Annotated in this window: 1 protein-coding gene; it reads left to right on the forward strand. The window is 78.4% G+C overall.

Features of this window, described 5'->3' with window-relative positions:
• Nucleotides 1-290 precede the first annotated feature (290 nt).
• Nucleotides 291-416: Asp-tRNA(Asn)/Glu-tRNA(Gln) amidotransferase subunit GatC (locus V5O49_RS00210; RefSeq protein ID WP_405001121.1), on the forward strand; the 126-nt coding region annotated here is incomplete at its 3' end.

Consider the following 416-nt stretch of genomic DNA (forward strand, 5'->3'; position numbering starts at 1 on the left):
GTCCCCGGGACGACGGCGTGCTCGACGCCGGCCGCCTCGAGCCGCTGCCCGACCTCCCCGACCCCGTCGCCGGATCCGATGACCACGCCTCGCGTCCCGCCCTGCGCCCCCCCCCCCCCGCCCCCCCCCCCCCCCCCCCCGCCCACCGGCCCGGGGGGGGGGGGGGGCCGGGCCCCCGACCGGTCTCCCACCGTCGGCCGACCGACCCCCGTCCCGGACGGGACGCGTGTCACCTCCGCAGTCGTCTCCGTGCCATCGGGCCGTCACGTCGGCCCCCTAGACTGGCGGCCATGTCCACCATCTCCCGTGACGAGGTCGCGCGTGTCGCCGCGCTGGCGCGGATCGAGCTGCGCCCTGACGAGCTGGATCGGCTCGCCGGCGAGCTCGACGTGATCGTCGAGTCCATCGCCAAGGTG

Origin of the sequence: Isoptericola haloaureus (assembly GCF_036689775.1) — a bacterium.
Taxonomy (GTDB): domain Bacteria; phylum Actinomycetota; class Actinomycetes; order Actinomycetales; family Cellulomonadaceae; genus Isoptericola; species Isoptericola haloaureus.